The sequence below is a fragment of the Qipengyuania sp. HL-TH1 genome (assembly GCF_036365825.1).
Lineage (GTDB): Bacteria > Pseudomonadota > Alphaproteobacteria > Sphingomonadales > Sphingomonadaceae > Qipengyuania > Qipengyuania profunda.
Genome location: NZ_CP142675.1, coordinates 782,112 through 807,613, shown reverse-complemented (window position 1 = coordinate 807,613; position 25,502 = coordinate 782,112). Strand labels below are relative to the sequence as shown.

Here is a 25,502-nt window from a genome sequence, read left to right as displayed (position 1 = left end):
AGAATTAGCCAGCGACGGCTGCCGCGACTTCCGCGGCGAAATCGCTTTCTTCCTTCTCGATGCCTTCGCCGAGCTGGAAGCGGACATAATCCACCAGTTCGATCTTGGCGCCGGCATCCTTGCCGGCCTGCTCGACGACCTGCGCGATGGGGGTCTTGTTATCCATCACGAAGACCTGGCTGAGCAGCGCGTTTTCCTTGGCGTACTTGCCGATCGCGCCTTCGACCATCTTGTCCTGCACGGCTTCGGGCTTGCCGCTTTCGGCAGCCTTTTCCTTGGCGATCGCGCGTTCACGCTCGATCACGTCGGCGTCGAGGCCTTCGGCGGTCAGCGCCTGCGGGAATGCCGCGGCGATGTGCATGGCCAGCTTCTTGCCGAGTTCTTCGAGCTTGGCGGTATCGCCTTCGCTCTCGAGTGCGACGAGCACGCCGATCTTGCCGAGGTCGGGGGCAACCGCGTTGTGCATATAGGGCACGATCACGCCGTTGGTGACCGAAACGGTCTTCATGCGGCGAACCTGCTGGTTCTCACCGATGGTCGCGACATTGTCGGTCAGCTTGTCCGAGACGGTGCCGCCATCGGGATAGGAAGCAGCCTTGAGCGTGTCGATGTCGTCACCCGAAACGCCCAGCGCGACCTGCGTGGTCTTGCGGACGAAGTCCTGGAACTTGTCGTTCTTGGCGACGAAGTCGGTTTCCGAGTTCACTTCGACGGCCACGCCCTTGGTGCCTTCGACGGCCACGCCGACAAGACCTTCGGCCGCGGTGCGGCTCGACTTCTTCTGGGCGGTGGCGAGACCCTTGGCGCGCAGTGCGTCGACCGCGGCTTCGATATCGCCATTGGCGCCTTCGAGGGCCTTCTTGGCGTCCATCATGCCCGCGCCGGTCTTCTCGCGCAGGGCCTTTACGTCAGCAGCAGTGAATGCAGCCATGGTCGTTTCCTTCTTGGTATGGTGTGCGGGCACCGGGCCAGCTGGTGGGCGGCCCGGCGCGTAACTCCGCTTTGTGACGGGCGCATGATGGCGCCCGGTCAATCGAGGGATCAGGCCTCGACGGTTTCTTCCGGCGGGTTTTCCATCGCGCCGACATCGGCACCCGAATCCTGCACGCTGTCACCCTTGCCGCTCTTCGCGGCATTGGCGACTGCATCGCAGTACAGGCGGATAGCGCGGGCCGCGTCGTCATTGCCCGGGATCGGGAAGGCGATGCCTTCGGGATCGACATTGGTGTCGAGCACCGCAACCACCGGGATGCCGAGGACGTTGGCTTCCTTGATCGCCAGGTCTTCCATGTTGGCATCGATCACGAACATCACGTCGGGAATGCCGCCCATGTTGCGAATGCCGCCGAGCGACATTTCAAGCTTGTCCCGCTTGCGGGTCAGGTCGAGCACTTCCTTCTTGGTCAGGCCCGCAGTGTCCCCCGACAGGCGCTCGTCGAGCGTCTTGAGGTACTTGATGCGTTCGCTGATGGTCTTCCAGTTGGTCAGCATGCCGCCGAGCCAGCGATGGTTGACGAAGTGCTGGCCCGAAGCGAGCGCGGCTTCGCGGATCGCGTCCTGTGCCTGGCGCTTGGTACCGACGAACAGCACCTTGCCGCCCGAACGTGCCGTCTGCTGGATGAAGTCGAGCGCACGCGCGAACAGCGGCACGGTCTGCGACAGGTCGATAATGTGGATGCCATTGCGCGCGCCGAAGATATACGGCTTCATGCGCGGGTTCCAACGGTGGGTCTGGTGGCCGAAATGCGTGCCGGCCTCGATCAGTTCCTGCATCGTGACGGTAGGAGCCGCCATAAGTAAATTCCTTTCCGGTTATGCCTCTGGAAAGCTGGAACCCGAATGCGGTGATGTCCCGCGGCGGGCACCGGTCTGTGCGCCTTCCATGTGGATTTGCCCGCTGCGCTGCAGCCGAAAATCGGCCGAATCCGCTGCGGACCGCGCGCACTTAGCGCCGATGAGTGGGAAAATCCAGACTCGATTTGCCGCAAAAAATGCGGGGCCGAACGGGAAACCGCTTGACAGTCGAGAACAAAAAGGGAACATTGTTCTCATTCGCCGGAACCTCCGGCGGGCGCTACGGGTTTTCCACTAGATTTCCCCGGTCTGTCAACAGGCTTGTCGGCAACCGGGCAGGGAGATTTCGCGATGTTCGCATTGTTCCTCATTACCCTTCTCGCTGCCATCGGCCTGGCAACCGCGACCGTGCTCGCCGACAGCGGGCTGCGCTGGTGGTCCACTTTCGCCCGGCTGCGGAGTGAATTGAAGGGCGCGCCCGCCCCATTGCCAGCACTGCGACCGGCCACGACTGCCGTTGCGCAGGCCGCGTTCGATCGGTCGGGTACGGTACGTTCCGCCGGCGGTAGGGTCAGCTACGCCGCTTGACCCGCGAATAGCGCAGCAGGCTGTAGGGGAGCAGCAACAGATACCCGGCGCAAATGGCGCTCAGCGTCCACCAGGGTTCGACCAGCAGCGCCGCGAAGGTCAGGCCCACAAATGCCAGAACCTCCAGCCGTATCCCGCGGCGCGGACGCAGCGAGGTCCAACTCGGCGTGGCCATGTTCGAAATCATCAGCAGCGCAATGACGGTCAGCCAGATCCCCACCAGCAGCGGATGGCGCAGCAAGTCGAGACCAGTGGCCATCCACAGATAGAAGGGCGAAAAGGCGAGCCCCGCCCCGATCGGTGCGGGAACGCCGGTCAGGAAGCCAAGCGATTTGTGCGGCTGCTCGGACACATCGATCTGCGCATTGAAGCGCGCAAGGCGCAGCGCGCAGCAAATCGCGAACGCCAGCGCGGCAAACCAGCCGAGGCGCGGCTCGGCCACCAGCGACCACAGGAAGATGATGATTGCCGGTGCAGTCCCGAAGCTCAGCGAATCAGCGAGACTGTCGAGCTCCGCACCGAACCGCGACTGCGCCTTGAGCGCGCGCGCGATCCGTCCGTCGACCCCGTCAAGGATCCCGGCGATGATCACTGCCACCACTGCAGCAGACCAGTTCTCGTCAATCGCGAACCGGATCCCGGTCAGGCCCGAACACAGCGCGGCCGCGGTGATCGCATTGGGGATCATCGCGCGTAGGGTCAGCGCCCGCGTGTGTACCTCGGTGGGTTGCTCGTCTTCCGTCGCCTTCGGGCCGAGGCGGGCTCCGCCCTCCGGGTCGGCGCTTGGGGGGGTCACTGCGACACGCCCTCGATCAACCGCTGCGAACCGATTTCGGCCAGCACGGTTTCACCCGCGATGACCTTCTGCCCGAGCAGGACCCGGGAATCGGTCCCGGCGGGCAGATAGACATCGACCCGGCTGCCAAAGCGGATCAGGCCGATCCGTTGGCCCACGCCGACACTGTCGCCGGGCTTGACGAAGGGCACGATCCGCCGCGCGACGAGGCCGGCGATCTGCGTGAAGCCGATCTTCTGGCCGTCCATCCGTTCGATCAGGACGTGCTGGCGTTCGTTTTCCTCGCTCGCCTTGTCGAGGCCCGCGTCGACGAAACTGCCGGGGATATAGACCACGCGGCGCACGGTCCCGGCGATCGGGGTGCGGTTGATGTGGACATCGAACACCGACATGAAGATCGAAATGCGCGTGACCGGTCCCGGCGTCAGCCCGGCATGGCCGCTGCCATCGTCGATCATCAATTCCTCGGGCGGTTCGACTTCGGCGATCAGCGACACCAGGCCATCGGCCGGGGCGACGAGCAGATTGTCATCCTGCGGCACCACGCGCTCGGGATCGCGGAAGAACGCGAACACGCCAAGCGACAGCAGCAACAGCGGCCAGCCAATGATTTCCCAGTCGAGACCGATCAGGAACACAAGGCTGACAAGCACCGCGATGACGCCGAACTTGCGACCTTCGGGATGGATCGGGGGCCATGACCAGCGAACATCGCCGCGGCCACGATTGTCGAGTAAATCACCTGCCATGTCGGCCAAGTAGGGCCTGCGGGCAGCAGTCACAAGATGTTATGCCACCTTACGCACGAACACCGCACCCGCCGAATAGCCCGCGCCGAAGCTGCAGATCAGGCCCGTATCGCCCGCGGCAAGGTCTTCATTGTGCTTGTGAAAGGCGATGATCGAACCCGCGCTCGACGTATTCGCATAGGTATCGAGCACCGTCGGGCTCTCGTCCGGCGTGGCCTCGTGGCCCAAGACGCGCTGTGCGATCAGGCGGTTCATCCCGGCATTGGCCTGGTGCAGCCACAGCCGCCTCAGCGTCTGCGGTTCGATGCCCAGCCGCTCGGCTTCGGTGACGATCATCTCGGCCACCATCGGGACGACTTCCTTGAACACCTTGCGGCCTTCCTGGACGAACAGCTTGTCCGGCTTGCCCTCACCCTCGGGCGAAGCGCGGTTGAGGAAGCCGAAATTGTTGCGGATGTTGTTCGAGAACACGGTCTTCAGCCGCGTGCCGAGAATATCCCAATGCTGCTTGGGCGCCACAGCGACATCCTCGACCAGCACCGCCGTGGCCACATCGCCAAAGATGAAATGGCTGTCACGATCGCGCCAGTTGAGATGGCCGCTGGTAATCTCCGGGCTGACCACGAGCACGCTCCTGGCATTGCCCGAGCGGATATAGTCGGCCGCAGTCTGGATGCCGAAGGTCGCCGAGGAGCAGGCGACATTCATGTCGAAGCCGAAGCCGTCGATGCCCAGCGCCTGCTGGATTTCGATCGCCATTGCCGGATAGCCCCGTTCCATGTTTGACGCCGCGCATACCACCGCATCGACATCCGCAACATCGCGGCCCGCCCGCTCGAGCGCCTGCCGCGCCGCCTTCACGCCGATTTCCGCCATCACCGAAAGTTCGTCGTTCGACCGCTCGCGCAGCCGTGGCGCCATGATTTCCGGATCGAGGATGGGCGCCTTGGTCATCACATGGCGCGCCTTGATTCCGCTCGCCTTTTCGATGAATTCGACCGAACTCGGCTGAAGCGCTTCGACTTCCCCCGATGCAATGGCTTCCGCATTGTCGGCATTGAATATCTCGACGTAGCGATTGTAGCTTTCGACGAGCTCTTCGTTGGTGATGGTGCCTTCGGGCGTGAACAGCCCGGTGGAGGAGATGACGGGGCGCCCCGTTAAATTGCTATCGTGACTCATGCCGGCTGGTTAGTCCGGCTCCGGCCATCCCGCAAGTTCCGGTCCTGCCCGCGGTGCAGACATGCCTTGGCATCGCCGCGGGCACCCGATAGTGCTGGCGACATGCAGGATATGCAGCCTTCGCGCCCCCGCAACTTTTGCGATAGCTGCGCCATTCGCAACCGGGCGATCTGCGCCGAGCTGGACGAGCGCGAGATCGACCTGCTCAACACCATCGGGCGGCGCCGCACCCTGGCAGCGGGCGAACAGCTGATGTGGGAAGGCGACGAGGCGGTGCTGGTCGCCAATGTGATCGAGGGCGTGCTCAAATTGTCATCGCACTCGGCCGACGGCAAGGAGCAGATCCTCGGCCTCGTCTATCCTTCCGATTTCCTCGGTCGGCCCTTCGGGGAAACCTCACCTTATGGCGTCGAAGCGCTGACCGAGGCGCAGATCTGCGTGTTCGAACGCGCGGACTTCGACCATTTTGCCCGCGAACATCCGCGCCTCGAACACAAATTGCTCGAACGCACGCTCGGCGAACTCGACCGAACCCGGCGCTGGATGCTGCTGCTTGGCCGCATGAATGCCGAACAAAAGGTCGCCAGCTTCCTGCTCGAAATGGCCGACCGACTGGGCAACGGCGTCGCGGGCGCGCAGACCAGCCTGATCCTGCCCGTGTCACGACAGCAGATCGCCGATGTACTCGGCCTCACGATCGAAACGGTCAGCCGTCAATTGACCCGCCTGCGCAGCGCAGGCGCGATCGAACTCCCCTCGCGGCGCGAAATCATCCTGCGCGACCGCGCCGACCTCGAGCAGCGCGCAGGGTAATCCCAATCACGCGGATTGCCGCCGAAGATCCCGACGACGTCAACGGATATGAGAGTTTCGGAAAGGGTGGCGGTGGTGGCAGGGCTTGAATCGAACTTCAAAAATAAGACTTTGAAATCAATCTAGTACTCAGATGCAGCGTAAACGCTCCCCCACACTCTCCCCCACATTTTTGTTCATATAAGCCTTGTTCGATTCAGCTTTTCGTCAATTAAGCTGAATATTTCGGTCTTTCGCAAGACACTCACATGCGATTTTCGGGGTCGTTGGAGACCTACCGAACTCCACCTACAGGCACCGTTCACGGCCGTCGAGCACCTGGGTGCAAGTTTGACGCGAGAACTAAATTTGGCCCCCTCCCCAGTTCTTGGTATTGACGTACGAAGCTCACACTGACTCAAGGAGTCCGATGAGAAGACATTGCGGACGAAATCTGATCGGCAGGTGCAACCATTCCAGCATCTTGCTAGGCGTCGGATAATGAAGACCGACCTTGATCACCTGCCGCCACAGAAGCAGCGCGAGCTGGAACGCGTGGTGCAGCTGATCTTCGAAGAGTTCGACGATGCCTTCGCGCTCGCCAGGCACGAATGGAAGAAAGCCGGGCGCATCCTCAAGGTGATCCTCTACGGCAGCTACGCGCGCGGTACCTGGGTCGATGAGCCGCATACCGCCAAGGGCTATCAGTCGGACTACGACCTGCTCGTTATCGTCAACGACAAGCGGCTGGTCGACCGGGTCAAATACTGGTCGAAGCTCGATGACAGGCTGATGCGCGAATATGGCGTGACCAAGTCGCTCAAGACTCCGGTCAATTTCATCGTGCACACCCTGCAGGAAGTGAACGATGGGCTGGCGCACGGGCGCTACTTCTTCATGGACGTAAAGCAGGACGGGATCGCGCTCTACCAGTCCGATGAAACTGAGCTCCACACGCCCAAGCCCAAGACCCCGCAGCAGGCATTGGCGATGGCGCAGGAGTATTTTGAAGACTGGATGCCGAGCGCATCAGATTTCTTCGACGGCTATGTCGACGCTAAGGCTCGTGGGAAGTTCAAAAAAGCTGTGTTCGATCTGCACCAATCGGCAGAGCGGATGTACCATACAGTTCTCCTTGTGTGCACTTTTTACACACCCCACGTTCACAATCTCGGCTTTCTACGCACCCAAGCTGAACGCATCGACGCGCGTCTCACCTATGTCTGGCCTCGCGAGACCAAACGCGATCGTGCGCGCTTCGAGAAGCTCAAGGAAGCCTACGTCAAGGCGCGCTACTCGAAACACTATCGCATCACGAAGGAAGAACTTGAGTGGCTCGGCGAGCAAGTCGAGGAGCTAGGCCGTGTCGTGCACGCGGTGTGCTCGGAGCGGCTTGCAAAGTTGAGGACTGAAACCAACGACTGATTGAGATCAGCGGTCAATGGCCACAGTCATCAACGTTAGGTCAGATCAATATTTCCGCTGGCGCAGTGCACTCATCACCTCGGTCACAAGCGATGTCGGTAGATCGAAGAAATCGAAGACATTGTAGAACGGTTGGAGGAACTGGTGGACCAGCTCGTTTGAGTTCGGCCCCAGCATCGCGCCATCGAACGCTGATCCAAGCGAAATTGTCGCTTGGCGGGAAATCCTATGGTGAATGTATCTGGTTCCGATGCTGTATAGCCTACGACCTTCCATCCCTGTGTAAGAAGCCAACAATCTCACACTGTAGGAGCCGCTCAATAAGCGACTTGCCAGACTTTCAATATACGCCAAGACTTCAGCTGTGATCGCTACGGGCCACTCGACCTCGATCCACGTTCCTGGTTCAGCGGGCATATTCCGGGAACCAGATAGATCATCTTCGCGATAGCCCCGTAGGAAGAAGCCGAAACCGTCAGGAGACACACGCCAGAAATCGGCCATTCCGGCTCCGTGATTGCCGAAACCCTCTTCGTTGTCGCCGCCGATCCAGCATTCTACCAGTCCTTCAAAGGGATAGGGGCGAATACCGAATCGCGTCGGGTACCAAAATGGCGGCCAACCACTCAGATTGACCTCAGAGTCGCGTAACGCCTCACTGAATTTGGCGCCTGGAAGCTCGCGCAATTCTCCATCAAATTCGAATGCGTACCACATGTAACCATGAGGGCATCGCTCGGGTGCATCTACTGGCAATCCATCTCGTAGATCGAGCCAACGCTCTAACGATTTCTCGCTCCATTCAGTCAGTCGATCTGGTGTCGTTTCAAGGGAAGCCTCGGGGACCGCTCCTGAGATTAGTGCCCGAATTTGGTCGAACATTTCATCACGCCTGTGCGACAAACAACGCGCCAATAGAGTGTCCCAATCATGTGCGGACTGCGGGACTTCGCTACGTGGTCCGGGACGCCGTATATAGATGCTGTTGTCTTTGACGATCTGCCCATTTGGGCCGCCGCGCTTGGATCTTACCGGGACGCGATGCCCGCCAGGTATCACGACAATCGGATGGAGCAGCCCGTCAGGTCCCGAACGAAGATGAACAGCGCAATGAAATGCCGGATCAGCGTAGTTGTGAATGATCCCGTTTAGATGATCTACCCCATAAGCTTCGAGGGATCGCGGTCGCCCCTCCGAGGGGACCATCCCTTCGTCAGTTTCAGTCATGCCGATGATGATGATGCCGCCGCCATTGTTAGCAAGCGCTAGGGCTGCCTTGGCGAAATTGGCCTTCGCATTCTCATCTGACTTCAGATCAAGCCAGTTTTTGACTTCGACGTCCAAATCTTCTCGAGGCTCGACAAGTAGTTCCGAAAATCGATCCTGCACTTCGTCCGTCATGGCAAGTTGAGAGCTCCCTTATATTTCGGCGCTGATGAGAAGGATAAGAAGGAATGGAAGGGATGGCGAGATAAAAGCAGCGCCGTCGGTCGGGCGGCAGGTGGTTGGTTTCGTTGAGCAATTTGCGACGGCTCTTAAAGCAACCGTGCGGCGGTCTTCAAAAATTTTCGTTTTTTTTCAGTTTAGTTGGCGACGGCGCTTGCTTGAATGATGCTCAAGATCGTCACGATTTGCCAGAGAGCTCTCGTCTAAACTTGTCCATACGGATGTGTGCAGATGCATCGTTCTCAGGCGATCTCGCACACCTGCGCACTGGAGTGAGATCGGCTGCCGCAGCGTAGAAACGTCATGTGGCGCAATCGGGCCTGATCGAAGGATAATCGGTGTCGATGGCGGGCCTGACCTGCTCCCCCTCTATGTCCCCAGGTCGGCCCGTCATCACTCTAAAGATGAAAGGACCGACCGGAATGTCGATACCGGACACGAGCAAGACTTCCGCTGACCCTAAGCACCGAACCACCATCGAACCGATCACAATGCGTGTTCCCCAAGCGTGTCGCTATCTAGGGATCGGACGAAGCACTCTCTATGTGCTGATCAACGAGGGTAAGATCGAGATCATTAAGCTCGGCAGTTCGACGCTTGTTCTGACCGAGAGCCTTAGATCTCTTGTCGAGAAAAAACGCAAAGGATTGAATCAATCTACCGACAAGGCTCCTTGACCATACATCCGCACCTTGTTCACACGGGAATCCTCACGGCAAGACCGCTTCTTGGAGCAGCAATGCAGCTAATTCTGAGCTTTCGCAGCTACTGCCTCCGGCCCGTCTGGAATTTCCTCATCTCGAAAGTAGCGCCACATTGCACGAACGAGATTCTTGAGCATTTCGCTCTCACGACCCTCTTCATGCGCCCGAATGAGCGTTCCATAGACGACGTCAGGTATTTTTTGGCTGTCCTTGCTTGGATGGACTCCAAATGGTTCACACGCTTCAGCAAGACATGCCGCGTGCACGTCAGGCGTAAGATCGTCCTTGAGTTTCAGTTCCAGCGTTTTCTCGAAGTGGGCGTAGCAATCCGCAATCAGATCAGTTGTCGGTGCGGCTTCAAACTGCTGCTCGGGCTTCGCTAGCCGAGAAAGCGCAAGATCGGTTGCGGGTGATCGCTTTTCTTCAGGCAACTGCTGGTCACAATCCCAGAGAATAAAGGTTGGGATGCCCAACTCGCGAAAGATCACATACGGACGGTCGAGATTTGCCTTTCCTTCGGCTGAGAGAATGGCGATTCCAGCCGCCTCGAAGTTCACACCCATCATGCGCGCCGTCGCTGTGAGCGCCGCCTTATCGCTGCGCCCCTCGACGAGAATGACGCCATTCGCAAAAAAGCCTTCGGAAAGTTCGGGGCCGAGAATGTGCAATCTCGGAATGAGAGTGAGGGCAGTAAATTGCTCCGGGGGCTTGTCCCAGGCCACACTGAGTTTGTGCGCAACGTTCGACAAGTCGAGTGCCTGCAATACGCATTGCTTGAACTCACTATCGGCGCAGGGCGCCCGCCGTGCCAATCTAATCTCATCAGCTTTGCCCATTGAAATGAACATAGGCGAATGGGAGCCAAATATTATCTGCGTATGACCTTGCACGCCTGGGAGCGTGCCGCTGCTCAAACCGCGCAGCACGTCCGCGAAGTGTCTCTGCTTTGTCGGATGCTGGTACAACTCGGGCTCTTCGATCGCCAAGATCAGAGTGGGCGCTTGTGCGGGTGCAACAACCGGCCCAGGCGCATCAGGATCGACGTTTGCATCCACGGTAACTTCGTTACCTTCCTTTACAGTTGCGCGCGCGAGATGCTGGAGGAGCGTGAAAATAAACGCGCGCTGGAGACCATGGCCCTGCCGATCGACAGGAGCGCCAAAACCATCGTCTTTAAGAAATACGTCCGCCATAGGCAGAGGGACCGGCATTTCGCCAATTTCGCGCCAGTTCAACGAGACTTCGGCATCCTGATACAAGCCTTGCAGATCGTTGGTGAGCGTTCCGGCGAGTGCGCCAAGTTCCGGCATGTTGTCGTCAGCTACCAACGCTTGGTACGCTTCAGTCATAGTTGCCTTGAAAGCTTGAACGTCGGGCCGTTGGAGAATTTGACTTCGCACCAATAGTTCGAGCAGTTTTCCGATCACACTGGCCTTACCGTCAGCCGCGTCTACAGACGCCTCTCGGACGGCAGGGATGAAAACGAAGCTAGTGTGTTGCTGAAGCTTGCCCCGACTGTTGTTTTGGAAGCCAAAAAACTGACCATCATCGAGGAGCAATTCGAGTTGCTCTGGATTGTTTGTTTCCCAATCGAGAAGCGCCTGATCGACCGCCGCCTGACTTCCGACTGTCGGTAGCCCAGCATAGACTGGATTGTTCTCGCGGAGCGCATTGTAGGCAGCACGTTTTGGCGTAGCGGCAGCGTGGGCGCGGATTGCTACAAAATCGGGATTCTGCGGCACGACACCGTGATACCTGCCGCTTGATGGGCTCTGATCGAAAATTCTTGTGACGACCAGCTTTCCATCACGCACTCGCTCCTCGAAAGCAGCGATCTCATGGTCACTCAGTTGGTGAAACGTTAGTTCGATCTCTATTGGCTGGGTCTGATCACGGCCGAAAAAGTCGTCGGCATCGCATGTCTTCGACGTAGAGTAAAAGGTCTCTATAGCCTTCAGGATTGAGGATTTGCCCGCACCATTGCCCCCGATCAGTGCTGTGTGCGTGCCGAATGCAACTTCGACATCTTTCAGTGATCTAAAATTCTTGATGCGCGCACGTTCAAGCTGCACCTCATCCTCCTAAATGTGAGCTACGGCCCTCATTTCACAGGCAGCCAAGAGACTTGTCAGCCAGCTCTTTGGAAAGCCCGCTACCAGGGCGACGTTTTCATCGCAGCTTTGCTGAATACCGCTTGCTCACGACCTTGTTTATGAAGGAGTTTAGGCCTTCCCCGGCTCGCGCAAGAGTCACCATTCGATCGAGATTCTCCGGCCCGACTGAGGTAGCTGTATATCGGTAAACTGCTCCAGTCTTGAATTGAACGTCAATTTGGCCCTCGGAAATCTCAAAGGCGCGGACTCCGGAATCGTTATCCCAATCTCTATATGGTTCCACAGTTCATCCCGATCTTGTTTGTTTGGTCAAAAGACTATGAGACAAGCGCCGGGCAATCAACGACATGCGGGCACGTTTCTTTTAGCCTATCAGTCTAGTTGCCTAATACCGTCCAGCAAAACCGCTGTAGCTCGGCAATCGTCCTCGTTGTAATCCAGAATACGCTGCTTGATAGCTGGGTCACCGCTCTCTACCCACCGATGAAACCATTCGATTGATGCGGCTCCTGAAGGATCCGTATCCCGCCACTCAAAGCCGAGGTGCTTCGCTAAGGTCTTGATCGAGTGATTATAGGTGGGCCACTCGGTCGCTTTCAGGACGACATCATAATAGAGATCGATGGATCGAGGGGGAGTGAAGAGCTCTTCGATATCTTCTGCAGAACAGACGTCCGGATAACGCTGTTGCAGCTTGCGATATTCCGTCCGCTCATACTTCGAATAATAGTAAAGCGTGGCGTTGGGGCGCTGCTTGATCCAATCTATTGCGCCAGCGAAGGCTTCTCGCTCGTGTTCCCGTTCCACTCCTTCCGCATAGAAGGCGGTGAATGTTTCTTTCGTCGGATCGCTTCGCAGCCTTTCAACAAATCCGTGAAGATAGACGAGATCACGCATCGGGTCGGCCTCGATGTCAAAGAAGATTTCCGTGTCAGTAATCGGAAGCTCAACTGGAGCGCGCAGGAAAGCTGTTGCCTCTGGCTCTGTGAGCATTTGCGCTCGTTGATGGAAGAGTCTCAGCCGGTCCGCACCAAGCCTCGGGAACTGAGTCTTCTTCCCTTCGATGAAGGCCTCAGGATCGCTAATCGCAAACTCCTGGACCGAGCCAATGGTATCCGACATTGTGTCACGGAGGGCTCGACCTAGCGCGGGAATGAGAGAAAGATCGCCGGCTCCGACGAGCTCAGTTTTGCACTTAGCTCGCCAGTGGCAAAGCCCGCAAATGGAGGCCAAGGCTCCCTTCGTTTCGACTACCCCGTCAAGAATTAGTGTGACCTCGTCGCGCACGCGCTCATAGAAGTCCCACCAAGTCTCTGTGCCCGTCTTCGTGCGTGTTTCGGAAAAATCATATGGGACACGCTCGCCTCGAATGTCCCATATTTCTGCTATGCGCCCCGAGCTTTGGCCGAGCTTCTCCAGAATCTCTGTGTAGAGGGCTACCTGGACGGCATAGTGGGGTTTGAGCGATCCATAGTCGCCTTCGTCGCCGCCGGTCTCGCCACGGCCAGACTTTATGTCAGCCGCGATGTAACCATTACCACGCAAGATCAGAAGGTCAGGCTCCCCTAGCAGGCCGTCCGACGCGATGCGTCCTCCATAGATGACCGGACGGCGTGCCGCGATTGCTTCGATTGTGCGGCTCAGCTTTTCTTCCCCCGCCAAATCCACGATAACCTCCGTTTCTTCTGGGAGGGTTTCAGCGACCTGCCGTTCGAAAGCACTGCCCCGCTCCCAAAGGAGGCGTACGAACGGGCTGACCTCTTCACGTTCGGCGATTTCCCCGAATGTATCGAGCGCAACTCTGTGGGGACACGCAATGTAGTCGTAAAGTTGTGCAGCAGTCACCTTGGCCATCGGAAATCTCCCCTCACCCGCTCTTTTCCTCAATCAAGCGAGCCGACACAGATTGAATTCTAGAAATTGATTTTCACTGCGAGACAGAAAATGAAGGCGGTAAGCTACCGACGTTGAAATTGCGCAAGCGTTGCGTCCGCTTCTCTGGAGGTCGCCCAGATGCAGACAAACCGCTTCATGCCCAGTCTCGGAAGCCCCCTAGTTGCCTCACCAGATCGCATTAATTGGCCGGATATGAGCTTGTGTTTATGGGCGTTCGTACCAAATTGTGCGAAGGCGACAAGGGAGGAAGCGCGAGAAGTGGCAAGCCTGTTCTTTTCATATTCGCACGCGGACGAAAATCTTCGCGATCAATTGGAAACTCAGCTTGCGATGCTAAGGCGGCAAGGCGCGATTGAGGTTTGGCACGACCGGCGTATCGGTGCAGGCGATGAATTCGAGCCCGAGATCATGCAGCATGTTGAGAACGACGACATCATTCTGCTGCTGGTAAGTCCTAATTTCCTCGCATCAGACTATTGCTATGATCGCGAAATGCTGCGCGCCATGGAGCGCCACGAGGCTGGCGAGGCAATCGTAATTCCCGTAATCCTACGCGCATGCGAGTGGCATCACGCGCCATTCGGTAAGATCAATGCAACGCCTCCGGATGGAAAGCCGATTACGCAGTGGCCAGACCGCGATCAGGCCTTCCTCGAAGTGGCCAAGGCAATCCGAAAAGCGGTCGAGAAGCTCGAGCCTGGCGCCCAGTCCGTTCAACTAAACCCTACTGTTCAAGTGCAAGGTAGGTTGGCGAACGAGGCGACGAATCCGAGGTCCAGCAACCTGCGATTGGCGAAGCAATTTACTGAGAGACAGAAGGATCAGTTTCGCGTCGATAGCTTCGAATTTATCGCTCGGTACTTCCAAAACTCGCTCGCTGAATTGCAGGATCGCAATGACGGAATCGAAGGCGTATTCCGCCGAGTTGATGGAAACCGCTTTACCGCGTCGGTCTATCGAAGTGGCAAAGCACTTGCCCGTTGCACAATTTTCCTGGGCGGCGGGTTCACCGGGAACGGCATAGCTTTCGTTCATGGTGAAACGGATTCCAGCAACACGCTCAACGAATCCCTTTCCGTCGATGCGGACGATCAATCGCTCTTTCTGAAGAGCTTTGGAATGTCTGCTGCGATCAACGGAAAGCAAGAGGCGAAGCTTTCTCAGGAAGGCGCAGCGGAGCATTACTGGGCAATGCTGATCGAGCCACTGCAGCACAATTGAGAGGAGCGGTCGATGCTATCACCCTCGGAACTTGCTGTAGGCGCGCTAGCCGGCGCACCTCACATGTCATTGGTGATCCCGCACGACGAGCGTTCAGGATGCTTCATCCCCTTGCGACTGGAAGGTCGCGGAACTTTCGCCGTTTTCCTAACCGGTGAAGATCGGTTCCGGTTCTTTCATTACGGGAGACCCGATGACGAGGAAGACGCCTATTTTCTGAAGGGTATCGTGATTTCGCAGATTGCAATCGAGCTTGATGAAACGTCGGTCTATGATCCTGATAGCGGCAATCGTGCGCTTGGATCGTTGATCCGCACACAGGACAGACTTGAGATAGTAGTCAGGAGTGCGCGTGAACGAGTAGGCCAAACCATGTCTCTTCCAATGATAACCGATCTGCCAACGTGCGAAACCAGTGCAAGAGCAGGCTTTACCAGATGGCGCATCGTTCTTGGAAAAGGTCAGGAAAAACGTGAGCTCGTGCTGGTCAATTGTGTGGAAGTTCAGGCCTGAGCCAATCTGCACGATTTCCGGATCGACATTCAAAGAATATCGAAACGAGGTTAGGTATCATCAGCAATGATAAGAAAAGCTGCGTCGCGCTGCTCTGCGTGCTTCCGAGCTGCCGCTTCGGCAAGTTCGACAGTCGCATATTCTCCATTCTCGGAAAATCCGGACATGGCGCCCTGAAGCATGAAACCTGATTGGACCTGACCATTCCAGCCCTTGCTGAGTTTCAGATACGCAACAGGTTTTCCCTTAGGTAGCCGAATAATGTCCATCGCATTCCCTCCGCAATATGGCCGACTAGGTCGTCCATTGAACAGCATCAACGCGGCGCTGGCGAGCTTGCTCGTGCATGTTCACAGGCGTTGCGCCCAGAACTCGCGTCACCATGGCGTTCAGAAAGCAAGACGGTGACAGGTTGGGTGGCGTGAGATCCGCCAGAATAGTCACTTTAGGCAATTCGGGGACAGACTGATCTTGATCTGACGTCGACGCGGCGGCTGAATCATCTTCATCTGCTAATGCTTCAGCGCCTGGCTCAAGTATGCCTTCGGGATCTGACTCTGTCTCGTCTACAGGCGCTGCGCCGTCGTCATCGTACTGCATCAGAATGAGGCAGGTCGCATGGTAAGCATCGTCTTCCTGCCCAAGCTTCGCCAGAAGATCGAAGAGCCAGTCTGCTGTTCTGGGTTCCTTCTGCAGAATGTCAGAACGCAGTCCGAACATGAAGCCCAGCGCAGCGAGGGGGTGGCGCAGCCGCAAGTTCTTGGCGTCGCCGTAAGATTCTTCAATACGATTAGGCGCATTCTTGCCGTAGGAGGAATCCATACGCTTGGTCGATATCAGGATCTCGGGCCCTGTTGCCCAATCTGTCATGATCACGTCGACCTGCTTCAAATAATTCTTGCCCAGGATCGCTGCCGACGATGAGGTCACCCCGGTAATTGAAGACTTGCTCTCGACACGCTGCGCGATTTGCTCACGCAGCTTCATAGGAAGCGATTGAATCAACGATGCGACGGGTGCAGGCAAGATACGCGGATTTGCCGGGCGCGGCCAAACCTGATCGCGGTCGAAGCCAGCGCGGCGAAGTTCGTAGCTCAGCCAGACGTCGAGCGCGAGCGCTGGCACACCAGACTGGGTATTTGCTTTGAGATAGAGGGGAACGCCAAGCAGTCGTTCAAGGGTGGCATAGTCGGGCTCAAATAGCAGTTCGCCGTTGGCCGAATTCGACCAAGGGTTGGTATGCGCACCGTCCGGTGCCGCCTCTGAAACGATGCGGTCAAAAAGCACCCATGCTTGCGACTTCGTCGAATCAGCCATTCGCTTGGCCTCCACGGTTCAAATTGTTGAATGAAGAAAGCCGGGACTGCCAAGCTGTGGAGTGTGCGGATCCAACCGAACATGCCCTTCCAAATGCCCACCTTTCAGTCAGCATAGTGGCGCCAGCGTTGCATTGTTTTCACTGCGTCTTCGAGTTCTTCGTCACGCTCTTTGCCGAACGTGGGGATAGCAGGGAAGACGATGCGACCCGCCTCGCGTGGCTCAAGCTTGAGCATTCCGCCGCCTAGCGCGTGACCTTCGAGTTCGCAGCTTAGGCGCACAAACGGCGAGGACCATTGTCCAAGATACTTTGCCGCTGCCTCTTTGTCCCTGATCCGGATCGAATGAACGCTGTTCGTACAGGAAACGCCGGCTGCATTGCGAACAAGATTGGCGCGACGTCCAGACATATAGCTGAGGACATAGTCGGGGATTTGAACGTCAGGCACTGCATACCAAGGCGCGCGATTACGGCACTTGTACCCTTGTCGCGCAGCTCGTCCGGCGCTGCTGTTGAGGTAATCGCGGATTGAAGTCGGCAGCTCCTGATCACGGGTGAGCCGAAGCAACAATATGGGGTCGTCATTGCGCTTCCAACTCTCGACGGTGGCTTTGGTGATTTGCCGCTCTGGCATGGCCCGCCCGTTGCGAACTGCTGGCTGCAGAAACCTGTCGGGGATACTAAGTCGCTCCGCTTCCGAAGGCCGCAAATGGAAAAAGTTGTTGTCGCCGCTGATATATCCGATTCCGACATTCGCGAAGTCAGCAAGGCGCCGGGCCTGCTGGTCATCGAGCGTATCAGCATAAAGATTGCGGACCGAGACGGGCAGCAGGTAGGGCCGAAGCCGCCGATTCCAGATGGAACGCCATTCGTCGAGATTGACCCGTATTGTTGGCTTAGGCGGAGCCTTCGTTGACTTGAACTCGTCGACAATAGTGAACTCAATAGCTTCGCTCTTGCCGCCGAAGCCCTCGGTGTAGAGCAACCAGCAGTCTTCCGAGAGATCTGGGAATAGCTTTTTGCGCACCGCGACAATCTGCACTCGGGTAAACGAGGCGACGAGATATTCGAGAAGCGGTGCTGCGTAAGGCGCATGGCCAATCTCAGCTGGCACGACGAAAGCCATTCGGCCGCCCTGTTTCAGGAGACCCGCAGTAGCGACCAGAAACGGTGCCCAAGATGAGGTAAGCCCGCTGAAGCGTGCGCCGAGATCAAGGCAAAGATCGAGTGCGCGACGTCGCATTTCGCCCTTGAAAGTCTGGTAGCGAATAAACGGAGGATTTCCGGCTGCACATTCGAAGCGCTCATGGGTTTCAATTGCCCAAGTGAAGAAATCGCCTTCGTGGACCAACGCGCCTGGAGCACGCTCGATTGCTAGATGGGCCGATACCGGGTTTTGCTCAATGCCGACGCTATTGCGGTGTTTGGCCAAGAATGCGCCATCGCCACACGAGGGGTCGATCATGCGATCGCTTGGCTTTTGGCAAGCCCAGGAAACGAGCGTCGCGCTGACGCTGTCGGGGGTAAAATAGGCCCCTGACCGCTTCTTTGAAAATTCCGGAGACGTACCCAACATGATGCACACCTTAGATTATTTGCGCTACCCGGCAACAGGGCGGAGTAGGAACATATAGTGAACATCAAGAATTGGCAACGCCCCTTCGGGGATAAGAAGCAGCGGTCGTCCCGAAGCTTTCTGTCGCACCGTTTCGTGGAGCGGCTGGTAGCAAGCCCGACAACCTACTCAATTTAGGCTCAAGATTTTAAAGCCCATATCTTGTATCGCATGTAGAGGCTGCCCTTGCGGGCGACCTGCTCTATCCGCTGCGCGGACCGGGCCTGTAGTCCCGGCCCATTCGGGTGACGATCAGGAGCAGTTTGATGTTGAGCGGGAATTTCTGGATGACGCGCTCTGTCCCGCGCTGCGCGCTCCTGAGGGCGCGGCGTCCTTGAGCTAACCCGCAGGCACTCTTGCCTCTCTCATTGCCGGAAGCCCGCTGGCGCACTGCTCGCGCGCGCAGGGCGTCCGGCTGCTTCGCGCCGTGCAAGGGTGCCGTTGTTTGTGTGGATCGCGGACGCGATCCTTGCGCGGGAACGCCAAGGGCTTCGCCCTCTCGTTCCCGAAACCGCAAATAGACGCCCCCGGGTGGCGGGCTGACGCCCGCTGGCCCGCGCCAGAGCATCGATTTGCGGTTTTCCCTCCCCCTCCCATCCTCGCCGGAAGGCAGGCGGCATGGCGAAGCCATGCGCGCCAGCGGTGGGAGTGGTGTGTCAGCCGAGGGCGTCGCGCTGGTCTTGCGCGTTGAGAGCTTCGCTGACTGTGACTGTACCGGAGCAATAGGCACCCCACGCATCCATGAGCTTCACTCGCATACCGGGGTCCTCTTTGGTGCCAAGGTATGTGGTACGGCGATAGGCAGCCTGCACCGCGTCGGGCGTCTTGTGCGCCAGCGCGGCCTCTACCACCGCGTTAGGGAAGCCCGCATTCGCCGCCCAGTCCGTGAAGGCCGAGCGAAAGCCGTGAACGTGGAAAGGCTCCTGCATGTCGCGCAGCACCTTTAGCAGCGTCATGTCGGACATCGCTTTGCCGGTTGCACCAGAGAAGACGACTTCGGCACCTTCGATCCGGAATGCATCTGCTTTCGCTAGCACTCCCAATGCAGCCTCCGAGAGCGGGACCACATGTGCCTTGCTGCGCTTCATATGTTCGGCAGGGATCGTCCAGAGCCGTTCCTCCAGATCGAATTCTTCCCACGTCGCGAGTCGGACCTCCTGCGAGCGCGTGCCGGTCAGGATCAGGAGATCGAGCGCGAAGCGTCCGAAGGATGGTCTGCGCCTCAATGCGGTCAGAAACGCTGGAATGGCGACATAGGGCATCGCCTTCCGATTCTGGGTTTTCTTGATCTGCCGTGGGAGGCCTCTCCCCGCTTTCAGGCTGCTGTTGCCAGATGGCGCTTCGGTCGAACGCCAGCCTTTGGCGTGTGCATAATCCAGCACGGCGCAAATCCGGTTGCGTACCTGGCGCGCGGTTTCCGGGATTTCCTGCCAGATCGGCGTCAGGACCTCGATGATGTCAGCCGCTGTGATGCTACCAGTCGGCAAATCGCCAAGCTTCGGGAAAGCGTAGTTCTCCAGACTGGCCAGCCACTGGCGCGCGTATACAGCGCTCTTCCAGCCCGCCTCGTTTTCGGAGTGATACTGTGTGGCGGCTTCGCGAAAGGTCACCTTGGCGGCAGCCTCGTCCTTGCGCTCCGTGAGAACGTCGCGCTTTTCGACCTTTATGGCCTTGCGGAGTTCGTTTGCTTTTTCGCGTGCGTCAGCAAGCGTCACGAGTTTAGCGCTGCCCAGTCCTAGGTCTTGTCGCTTGCCGTCCCGCTGAAGTCGCAAATTCCAATAAGCGCCTCCGCGCTTGTCCACTTTCAGAAAAAGGCCGTCACCGTCCTGATAGGTCCCCGGATTCGCCAAGGCTGCCTTTACCGCTACCGCCGAAAGTTTACCCATAATCTTACCCCCACACCTTTCCGCATGAGATCGCCAATCCGAAGTGTGGGGGTAAGCACCTTTACCCCCACATTACCCCCACACTTGACCTCGGATGCGGGTGGATCGCGATGGTCAGAGGTGGACGGAATAGAGGTAATATACCGCAGAAATCCAGGGGTTTCCATGGATTTCTGGGGATGCAGATAGATGCTAAAAGAAAGGGCGGTGGTGGACAGGGCTGGATTCGAACCAGCGTACGCTTGCGCGGGCAGATTTACAGTCTGCTGCCTTTAACCACTCGGCCACCTGTCCACACGGGCCATTTCGCTGAGGAAATCGAGGGATCGACAAGCCGACCCCGTGCCGAGAGGCGCCCCTTTGGCGAAGCGACGCTTGCCTGTCAATGCCCTCGCTGGCACAGGCCGCAACCAATGATGCAGACAGGACGAATTTGATGGCCAAAGGCGAACGCAGACGCGCGCTCCGTGGACGGGCAGGACGAATGAAGGGCGGTCGCGGCAGCGGGCGCGCGAGCACCGGGCAGGTCCGGCTGTGGGGCCGCCATGCGGTGGAAGCCGCGATAAAGAACCCCGACCGGGTCCATCAGAAGCTGTGGGCGACGCGCGAAGCGATCGACACGCTCGACGGCGAACTGCCGGCCGACTTCCCGATCGAATATGCCGATGTTGCCGATCTCGCCCGGATGGTCGCCAAGGATGCCCCGCACCAGGGGCTGGTGCTCGAATGCGCCGCGCTGGAAGATATCCATCTCGACGAGGTTCTCGACAGCGAGCCCACCCGTCCCATCATCGTGCTCGACCAGGTTACCGATCCGCATAATGTCGGCGCAATCCTGCGCTCGGCCGCGGCTTTCGGGGCGGCCGCACTGGTCACGCAGGATCGCCATGCGCCGCCCGAAGGCGGGGTGATTGCCAAATCCGCATCGGGTGCGCTCGAAACCGTGCCTTGGGTCCGCGTGATCAATCTCGCGCGCGCGCTCGAGCAAATTGCCGAGGCCGGATACTGGCGCATCGGCCTGACCGGCGCGGCGGAGGCAACGCTGGCAGAAGCGCTGCCGGCAGGCCCCGTGGCGCTGGTGCTGGGCGCGGAAGGCGAAGGGATGCGCCAGAATATCGAATCGCATTGCGACGCGCTGGCCAAGCTGCCGATTGGCGACCAGATCGAGAGCCTCAACGTCTCGAACGCGGCAGCCATCGCGCTTTATGCGGTCGCCACTAGGTAAATTAATTCGAATGGGGGGAGTTCATATGAAACGCATCGTGATCGCTTTGCTAGCACCGCTACTGCTGGGCGGGTGCCTGTTTTCACCCGGCAAATTCACCAGCGAATTGCAGCTGTTCGCCAATGACCAATTCGCGTTCACCTATGACGGCGAGATCCAGATGCTGGCGCTGGGCAAGCTCGCCGAAATGGCCAACAACAGCGACGAGAACTTCGTCGCGGAATGTTATGACGCCGATTTCGATATGGCCGAATGTTCGGAGGCGGAGATCGCCGAGCAACGGGCAGAATGGGATGCGGGTGCCGGGGATCGGCGCGCCGAGCAGGCCCGCGAAGCCGAAAAGATGCGCGCCGTTCTGGGCGGTATCGATCCGGCGAACCCCGAAGCCGCACAGGAAGTGGCCGCACGGCTCGAACGCCAGCGCGGTTGGCAGCGCGTTACCTACAAGGGCGATGGCGTGTTCGACGTGGCGTTCGCCGTATCCGGCACTCTCACGCATGACTTCACCTTCCCCACAATCGAGGGAATGTTGGGCGCCAATGCGTTCGTCAGCGTCAATCTGCGCGATGGGGCGCAAGTCCGCGTCGATGCGCCGGGTTTCAGCCGGCAACAGGACAGCAACCCGATGTTCGGTGGCGGCTCGCTTGCGGCGTTTGCCGCCATGGCCGAAGCCGATGATGGCGGGGACATGCCCCAGATCGTCATGCCCGAAGGGACCTTCACCATCGTGACCGATGGCCGCGTGCTGGCCAACAATACCGACGAAGGCCCTGCCCCACACGCTGCGGGCCAGTCGCTGTCGTGGAAGATCGGGGCCACGACACGGCAGGCGCCGACCGCGCTGATCGCCTTCGACTGACCGATAGGAAAACGCCGCGCATTCCGGATTGGAATGCGCGGCGAGGTTCGATCCCGTTGTCGCACCGCGAGGCGTGGCGGCGCGCCGGTGAGAGAAACCGGCTTAGTTGACTGCGTCCTTGAGACCCTTGCCCGCCTTGAACTTGGGCTGGTTGGATGCCTTGATCGTCATCGGTTCGCCGGTGCGCGGGTTGCGGCCCGTCGAGGCCTTGCGCTTGGCTACCGAGAACGTGCCAAAGCCGACCAGGCGCACTTCGTCACCGCTCGACAGGGCCTTGGTGATGGCATCGAACACGCCTTCGACGGAGCTCGCTGCATCGCTCTTGGAAAGGCCGCTGGAATCGGCAACCGCGCTGATCAGGTCGTTCTTATTCATTAGGAAAACCCCCTTGTTCTTATCGGGAAATGGTATTGGCTGAATCGCCTCGGCGAAGACGCCCAAATTGAGAGTTTTTTGCCCGCACTGTCAAAGGCAAAATCGGCTAAAAACGGCGGTTTCCGGGGCTGAAGCGGTTAATATTAGGGTGAAGCACTTATTCACCATCCCGATACCCGACCCGCAGCGGCGGGACGGGCCCCGGCATATCACCGGAGCCCGTCCGATTCGCTGCAGCGCAGCACATCTTTTGTTAATGTGCTGTCGGGGGCGGCGCGGGATGTGCGTGGCTCGGCTGACTCGCGAGATCGTCGGCCTCGGTCCATTCGATCGGCTCGGGCACACTGCACAGCGCCTGTGCGAGCACCTCGTCGACATGGCTGACGGGAATGATTTCCAACCCATCCTTCACATTGGCGGGTATCTCGGCGAGGTCCTTCACGTTTTCTTCGGGGATGAGGACCTTCTTGATCCCGCCCCGCAGCGCCGCGAGCAGCTTTTCCTTGAGCCCGCCGATCGCCAGTACACGGCCACGTAGCGTCACTTCGCCGGTCATCGCCACATCGGGCCGCACCGGAACACCCGACAGCGTCGAGACGATCGATGTGACCATTCCCACGCCCGCGCTCGGCCCGTCCTTGGGCACTGCGCCTTCGGGAAGATGGATATGGATGTTGCGGCGGTGGAACAGGCTTGGCTTGATTCCATAATGCGGCGCGCGCGCCTTCACGAAGCTGAAGGCCGCGGCGACGCTTTCGTTCATCACCTCGCCGAGCTTGCCGGTGGTCTTGATTTCGCCCTTCCCGGTCGTGGTGACGCTTTCGATGGTGAGCAATTCTCCGCCCACTTCGGTCCACGCCAGACCGGTGACCGCACCGACCTGCGCTTCGTCCTCGCCCATGCCGTGCTTGAACTTGCGCACCCCGGCGAAGTCGCTGAGATTGGCGGGAGTGATCGTGACGCTCTCAACTTCCTTTTCGAGGATCTTGCGCAGGCTCTTGCGTGCCAGCCGCGCCAGTTCACGCTCGAGCGTGCGGACGCCCGCCTCGCGCGTATAATAGCGGATCAGATCGCGCAGCCCGTCTTCGGTCAGTTCGAATTCGCCGGCCTTCAATCCATGCTCGCCAATCTGCTTGGGCAGCAGGTGGCGCTTGGCGATCTCGACCTTCTCGTCCTCGGTATAACCTTCGAGCCGGATGATCTCCATCCGGTCGAGCAGCGCCTGCGGCAGGTTTAGGCTGTTGGCGGTGGTGACGAACATGATGTCCGACAGGTCAAGGTCGAGTTCCAGGTAGTGGTCCTGGAACTTGCTGTTCTGTTCGGGGTCGAGCACTTCGAGCAGCGCCGATGCGGGATCGCCGCGGAAGTCCTGGCCCAGCTTGTCGATCTCGTCGAGCAGGAACAGTGGGTTGATCTTGCCCGCCTTCTTTAGGTTGGTGACGATCTTGCCCGGGAGCGAACCGATATAAGTGCGCCGGTGCCCGCGGATTTCCGCTTCGTCGCGCACGCCGCCGAGCGACTGGCGCACGAATTCGCGTCCCGTCGCCTTGGCGATGCTCTTGCCCAGTGATGTCTTGCCAACGCCCGGCGGGCCGACGAGACACAGGATCGGCCCCTTCAGCTTGCGCGTGCGCGCCTGCACCGCGAGATATTCGATGATCCGGTCCTTGACCTTCTCGAGCCCGTAATGGTCGGCATCGAGCACCTGCTGCGCTTCGCCGATGTCCTTCTTGACCTTGCTCTTCTTGCCCCAGGGCAATCCGAGCAGGACATCGAGGTAGTTGCGAATGACAGTTGCCTCGGCGCTCATCGGCTGCATCGCCTTGAGCTTCTTGAGCTCGGCCTCGGCCTTTTCGCGGGCTTCCTTACTGAGCTTGGTCTTGCCGATCTTCTCGGTCAGTTCGGCAATCTCGTTGCTGCCGTCCTCGTCGCCGCCAAGCTCGTTCTGGATCGCCTTCAATTGCTCGTTGAGGTAATATTCGCGCTGGGTTTTTTCCATCTGACGCTTCACCCGGCCGCGAATACGGCGCTCGACCTGAAGCACTGACAGTTCGCCTTCCATGAAGGACATGACCATTTCGAGGCGTTTGAGCGGGTCCTTCTCGACCAGTAGCGCCTGCTTGTCGGACACCTTGGCATTGATCGCCGCCGCAATCGTGTCGGCCAGTTCGCCGGCGTCGTCGATGTCGCCCAGCTGTTCGGCAGCTTCTTCGCCCAGCTTCTTGTTGAGCTTCGCGTATTCGCCGAACTGTTCGACCACCTGGCGCATCATGGCCACGACTTCGCTACCCGACGCGGTGACCGCGTCGTTCATGGCAACCGCCGCTTCGACATATTCGCCGCGTTCGCTCAGCTGCTCGAGCTGCGCGCGCGAACTGCCCTGGACCAGCACGCGCACGGTGCCGTCGGGAAGTTTGAGCAATTGGAGCACCTGCGCCACCACGCCGACATCGAACAGATCGTCGCGCTCCGGATCGTCGCATCCGGGATCGAGCTGCGCGAGGAGGAAGATGTCCTTGCTGCCTTCCATCGCCGCTTCGAGCGCAGCGACCGATTTATCGCGACCGACGAATAGCGGGACCACCATGCCGGGGAACACCACAATGTCGCGCAGAGGCAGGAGAGGATAGGTCTGGGTCATCAATCAAATTCCAAATCGAGGCCGTCTGTGGCCGTTCGCAAGGAATATGGTGAGCCGTGTCCCGCAACGCAACGCCATGCACCAAAGTCATGTGGATGGCGCACTATTACAATGAATCGCTCGTTAAGGTAAGGTATATGCGCCGGGAGGTGGGGAGAGGAAATTTATTTCCTTTTGGAGTCAGGACAATGCTGGGTTCGGTAATCTGCAAAGTTAGCGGCCATCGGGTAAACCGGCGTCGTGTGTGGCACGATGGATTGGATTTTCGTACCAATTGCGAACGGTGCGACCTTCCCTTGATCCGCGATATGGCGAAGGGGTGGCGGCCGTTCGACAGCGCGCGCGACCACCAGGCCCATCGCA

General features: G+C 58.8%; 22 protein-coding genes and 1 tRNA gene. 8 read left to right on the top strand and 15 right to left on the bottom strand.

Going from position 1 to position 25,502, the window contains the following annotated elements; translation table 11 throughout:
• Positions 1 to 4: 4 nt before the first annotated feature.
• Both tsf and rpsB read right to left on the bottom strand, forming a co-directional pair.
• A complete protein-coding gene (tsf, locus tag VWN43_RS04560) occupies positions 5 to 931 on the bottom strand; it encodes a translation elongation factor Ts (RefSeq protein WP_253516798.1) in 927 nt (308 codons plus the stop codon).
• 110 nt (positions 932 to 1,041) lie between these two features.
• Complete coding sequence (gene rpsB / locus VWN43_RS04555; RefSeq protein ID WP_253516799.1) at positions 1,042 to 1,794, bottom strand: 30S ribosomal protein S2; 753 nt, start codon at positions 1,792 to 1,794, stop codon at positions 1,042 to 1,044.
• 351 nt (positions 1,795 to 2,145) lie between these two features.
• On the opposite strand from rpsB, the gene VWN43_RS04550 reads away from it, so the two are divergent.
• Positions 2,146 to 2,382 carry a hypothetical protein gene (locus tag VWN43_RS04550; RefSeq protein ID WP_320180486.1) on the top strand — a complete coding sequence of 79 codons (237 nt, stop codon included), beginning with the start codon at positions 2,146 to 2,148 and terminating at the stop codon, positions 2,380 to 2,382.
• On the opposite strand, the gene VWN43_RS04545 is transcribed toward VWN43_RS04550, so the two are convergent.
• From VWN43_RS04545 to VWN43_RS04535, 3 genes are read right to left on the bottom strand one after another with little or no spacing between them, the layout of a single operon-like run.
• Positions 2,366 to 3,178, bottom strand: a complete 813-nt coding sequence (locus VWN43_RS04545; RefSeq protein ID WP_420493517.1) for a CDP-alcohol phosphatidyltransferase family protein — start codon at positions 3,176 to 3,178, stop codon at positions 2,366 to 2,368. The genes VWN43_RS04550 and VWN43_RS04545 overlap by 17 nt on opposite strands.
• A complete protein-coding gene (locus VWN43_RS04540; RefSeq protein ID WP_320180487.1) occupies positions 3,175 to 3,927 on the bottom strand; it encodes a phosphatidylserine decarboxylase in 753 nt (250 codons plus the stop codon). The genes VWN43_RS04545 and VWN43_RS04540 overlap by 4 nt, the downstream gene beginning before the upstream one ends.
• Positions 3,928 to 3,966: 39 nt before the next feature.
• Positions 3,967 to 5,109, bottom strand: coding sequence for a beta-ketoacyl-ACP synthase III (locus VWN43_RS04535; RefSeq protein WP_320180488.1), 1,143 nt, complete (start codon positions 5,107 to 5,109; stop codon positions 3,967 to 3,969).
• A 102-nt stretch (positions 5,110 to 5,211) separates the two neighbouring features.
• On the opposite strand from VWN43_RS04535, the gene VWN43_RS04530 reads away from it, so the two are divergent.
• Together VWN43_RS04530 and VWN43_RS04525 are read left to right on the top strand one after the other, a co-directional pair.
• Positions 5,212 to 5,922: a Crp/Fnr family transcriptional regulator gene (locus tag VWN43_RS04530; RefSeq protein WP_320180489.1), complete on the top strand. Its 711-nt coding sequence runs from the start codon at positions 5,212 to 5,214 to the stop codon at positions 5,920 to 5,922.
• Between the two features lie 480 nt (positions 5,923 to 6,402).
• Positions 6,403 to 7,326, top strand: a complete 924-nt coding sequence (locus VWN43_RS04525; protein WP_320180490.1) for a HEPN domain-containing protein — start codon at positions 6,403 to 6,405, stop codon at positions 7,324 to 7,326.
• 45 nt (positions 7,327 to 7,371) lie between these two features.
• Here VWN43_RS04525 and VWN43_RS04520 read toward each other — a convergent pair whose 3' ends face one another.
• The gene (locus VWN43_RS04520) at positions 7,372 to 8,727 is read right to left on the bottom strand and encodes an RNA-binding domain-containing protein (RefSeq protein WP_320180491.1); all 1,356 of its coding nucleotides are present in this window, start codon (positions 8,725 to 8,727) and stop codon (positions 7,372 to 7,374) included.
• Between the two features lie 467 nt (positions 8,728 to 9,194).
• Here VWN43_RS04520 and VWN43_RS04515 point away from each other — a divergent pair, with 467 nt between their 5' ends.
• Positions 9,195 to 9,449, top strand: coding sequence for a helix-turn-helix domain-containing protein (locus tag VWN43_RS04515; RefSeq protein WP_320180492.1), 255 nt, complete (start codon positions 9,195 to 9,197; stop codon positions 9,447 to 9,449).
• Between the two features lie 68 nt (positions 9,450 to 9,517).
• Here VWN43_RS04515 and VWN43_RS04510 read toward each other — a convergent pair whose 3' ends face one another.
• Entirely contained in the window at positions 9,518 to 11,548 is a 2,031-nt protein-coding gene (locus VWN43_RS04510) for an ATP-dependent nuclease (protein WP_320180493.1), read from the bottom strand.
• 414 nt (positions 11,549 to 11,962) lie between these two features.
• Entirely contained in the window at positions 11,963 to 13,444 is a 1,482-nt protein-coding gene (locus VWN43_RS04505; RefSeq protein ID WP_320180494.1) for a TM0106 family RecB-like putative nuclease, read from the bottom strand.
• 300 nt (positions 13,445 to 13,744) lie between these two features.
• On the opposite strand from VWN43_RS04505, the gene VWN43_RS04500 reads away from it, so the two are divergent.
• Positions 13,745 to 14,707, top strand: coding sequence for a toll/interleukin-1 receptor domain-containing protein (locus VWN43_RS04500; RefSeq protein ID WP_320180495.1), 963 nt, complete (start codon positions 13,745 to 13,747; stop codon positions 14,705 to 14,707).
• A 12-nt stretch (positions 14,708 to 14,719) separates the two neighbouring features.
• Entirely contained in the window at positions 14,720 to 15,220 is a 501-nt protein-coding gene (locus tag VWN43_RS04495) for a hypothetical protein (protein WP_320180496.1), read from the top strand.
• 50 nt (positions 15,221 to 15,270) lie between these two features.
• Here the strand turns inward: VWN43_RS04495 and VWN43_RS04490 are convergent, their stop codons facing one another.
• From VWN43_RS04490 to VWN43_RS04470, 5 genes are all read right to left on the bottom strand, one after another.
• Positions 15,271 to 15,489 carry a hypothetical protein gene (locus VWN43_RS04490; RefSeq protein WP_320180497.1) on the bottom strand — a complete coding sequence of 73 codons (219 nt, stop codon included), beginning with the start codon at positions 15,487 to 15,489 and terminating at the stop codon, positions 15,271 to 15,273.
• A 25-nt stretch (positions 15,490 to 15,514) separates the two neighbouring features.
• Positions 15,515 to 16,537 carry a hypothetical protein gene (locus tag VWN43_RS04485; RefSeq protein WP_320180498.1) on the bottom strand — a complete coding sequence of 341 codons (1,023 nt, stop codon included), beginning with the start codon at positions 16,535 to 16,537 and terminating at the stop codon, positions 15,515 to 15,517.
• Between the two features lie 104 nt (positions 16,538 to 16,641).
• A complete protein-coding gene (locus VWN43_RS04480; protein WP_320180499.1) occupies positions 16,642 to 18,114 on the bottom strand; it encodes an N-6 DNA methylase in 1,473 nt (490 codons plus the stop codon).
• 695 nt (positions 18,115 to 18,809) lie between these two features.
• Positions 18,810 to 20,039 carry a tyrosine-type recombinase/integrase gene (locus VWN43_RS04475; RefSeq protein WP_320180500.1) on the bottom strand — a complete coding sequence of 410 codons (1,230 nt, stop codon included), beginning with the start codon at positions 20,037 to 20,039 and terminating at the stop codon, positions 18,810 to 18,812.
• A 208-nt stretch (positions 20,040 to 20,247) separates the two neighbouring features.
• A tRNA-Tyr gene (locus VWN43_RS04470) sits at positions 20,248 to 20,333 on the bottom strand.
• Between the two features lie 142 nt (positions 20,334 to 20,475).
• Between VWN43_RS04470 and rlmB the strand changes: the two genes are divergently transcribed.
• Positions 20,476 to 21,264, top strand: coding sequence for a 23S rRNA (guanosine(2251)-2'-O)-methyltransferase RlmB (rlmB, locus tag VWN43_RS04465; protein ID WP_320180501.1), 789 nt, complete (start codon positions 20,476 to 20,478; stop codon positions 21,262 to 21,264).
• A 25-nt stretch (positions 21,265 to 21,289) separates the two neighbouring features.
• Complete coding sequence (locus VWN43_RS04460) at positions 21,290 to 22,123, top strand: hypothetical protein (protein ID WP_320180502.1); 834 nt, start codon at positions 21,290 to 21,292, stop codon at positions 22,121 to 22,123.
• Positions 22,124 to 22,225: 102 nt separating this feature from the next.
• On the opposite strand, the gene VWN43_RS04455 is transcribed toward VWN43_RS04460, so the two are convergent.
• Entirely contained in the window at positions 22,226 to 22,498 is a 273-nt protein-coding gene (locus VWN43_RS04455; protein WP_253517060.1) for an HU family DNA-binding protein, read from the bottom strand.
• A 253-nt stretch (positions 22,499 to 22,751) separates the two neighbouring features.
• Complete coding sequence (gene lon, locus VWN43_RS04450) at positions 22,752 to 25,139, bottom strand: endopeptidase La (protein WP_320180503.1); 2,388 nt, start codon at positions 25,137 to 25,139, stop codon at positions 22,752 to 22,754.
• Between the last annotated feature and the right edge of the window lie 363 nt (positions 25,140 to 25,502).

Coding starts and splice junctions, on each gene's coding strand:
- VWN43_RS04455 (WP_253517060.1), bottom strand. CDS start 22,498: ATGAATAAGAACGACCTGATCAGCGCGGTTGCCGATTCCAGCGGCCTT.
- tsf (WP_253516798.1), bottom strand. CDS start 931: ATGGCTGCATTCACTGCTGCTGACGTAAAGGCCCTGCGCGAGAAGACC.
- VWN43_RS04485 (WP_320180498.1), bottom strand. CDS start 16,537: ATGGCTGATTCGACGAAGTCGCAAGCATGGGTGCTTTTTGACCGCATC.
- VWN43_RS04525 (WP_320180490.1), top strand. CDS start 6,403: ATGAAGACCGACCTTGATCACCTGCCGCCACAGAAGCAGCGCGAGCTG.
- VWN43_RS04515 (WP_320180492.1), top strand. CDS start 9,195: ATGTCGATACCGGACACGAGCAAGACTTCCGCTGACCCTAAGCACCGA.
- VWN43_RS04505 (WP_320180494.1), bottom strand. CDS start 13,444: ATGGCCAAGGTGACTGCTGCACAACTTTACGACTACATTGCGTGTCCC.
- VWN43_RS04540 (WP_320180487.1), bottom strand. CDS start 3,927: ATGGCAGGTGATTTACTCGACAATCGTGGCCGCGGCGATGTTCGCTGG.
- rpsB (WP_253516799.1), bottom strand. CDS start 1,794: ATGGCGGCTCCTACCGTCACGATGCAGGAACTGATCGAGGCCGGCACG.
- lon (WP_320180503.1), bottom strand. CDS start 25,139: ATGACCCAGACCTATCCTCTCCTGCCTCTGCGCGACATTGTGGTGTTC.
- VWN43_RS04480 (WP_320180499.1), bottom strand. CDS start 18,114: ATGTTGGGTACGTCTCCGGAATTTTCAAAGAAGCGGTCAGGGGCCTAT.
- VWN43_RS04520 (WP_320180491.1), bottom strand. CDS start 8,727: ATGACGGACGAAGTGCAGGATCGATTTTCGGAACTACTTGTCGAGCCT.
- VWN43_RS04490 (WP_320180497.1), bottom strand. CDS start 15,489: ATGGACATTATTCGGCTACCTAAGGGAAAACCTGTTGCGTATCTGAAA.
- VWN43_RS04460 (WP_320180502.1), top strand. CDS start 21,290: ATGAAACGCATCGTGATCGCTTTGCTAGCACCGCTACTGCTGGGCGGG.
- rlmB (WP_320180501.1), top strand. CDS start 20,476: ATGGCCAAAGGCGAACGCAGACGCGCGCTCCGTGGACGGGCAGGACGA.
- VWN43_RS04530 (WP_320180489.1), top strand. CDS start 5,212: ATGCAGGATATGCAGCCTTCGCGCCCCCGCAACTTTTGCGATAGCTGC.
- VWN43_RS04535 (WP_320180488.1), bottom strand. CDS start 5,109: ATGAGTCACGATAGCAATTTAACGGGGCGCCCCGTCATCTCCTCCACC.
- VWN43_RS04495 (WP_320180496.1), top strand. CDS start 14,720: ATGCTATCACCCTCGGAACTTGCTGTAGGCGCGCTAGCCGGCGCACCT.
- VWN43_RS04475 (WP_320180500.1), bottom strand. CDS start 20,039: ATGGGTAAACTTTCGGCGGTAGCGGTAAAGGCAGCCTTGGCGAATCCG.
- VWN43_RS04550 (WP_320180486.1), top strand. CDS start 2,146: ATGTTCGCATTGTTCCTCATTACCCTTCTCGCTGCCATCGGCCTGGCA.